We start from the raw sequence: 606 nt of genomic DNA, 5'->3' as shown, positions 1-606 counted from the left end.
TGTATGTAGGAGAAGTTCCATCGCTACCATTAAAAACTAACTCTTTCCAAGATTGGTCTGAAGCTTTAAATAGTCGAGGCGTTAATTTAGTACGTGCTGAATTAGATTATTGGGAATCCATAGATAACACCCTAGATAATAATTTTCAAATTAATAGAGAAAAAGCAAATAGTACTGTTGAAAGTTGTACTACTCTTACCTTTACATTGAATGCAGATGATACAAGAAAACTATTAACTACTGCAAATGTGCCTTACAATACACAGCCAATGGAGTTGTTACTTGCTGTGTTGACAGAAAATTTAGGTAACTATACAAACAAAGATCAAATTAAATTTGAGTTAGAAGGTCATGGTCGAGAGGAATTATTTGAGCATCTTGATATTTCACGTACAGTAGGGTGGTTTACGACGATGTATCCTATTGTATTACAAGTTTCGCATAATATTGCTAATCAAATAAAGAGTGTTAAAGAAGAAGTTCGTAAAAGACCTAATAAGGGAATTGGATATGGAATTCTTAAAGAGAGGTTTCCTTCTTGCAAAGATTTAACTCAAAATACAATTCGTTTTAACTATTTAGGGGAGATAGATAATTCTCTCGGAG

1 protein-coding gene is annotated in these 606 nt (G+C 32.8%); it reads left to right on the top strand.

Going from position 1 to position 606, the window contains the following annotated elements:
- Positions 1 to 606, top strand: a 606-nt coding sequence (locus SB717_RS33395; RefSeq protein WP_410907082.1) for a condensation domain-containing protein, incomplete at both ends; no start/stop codon positions are given.

Origin of the sequence: Priestia sp. SIMBA_032, assembly GCF_046535215.1 — a bacterium.
GTDB lineage: Bacteria > Bacillota > Bacilli > Bacillales > Bacillaceae_H > Priestia > Priestia aryabhattai.
Note: the sequence above shows the minus strand (reverse complement) of the source record. Positions and strands in the feature narration are given on the sequence as shown.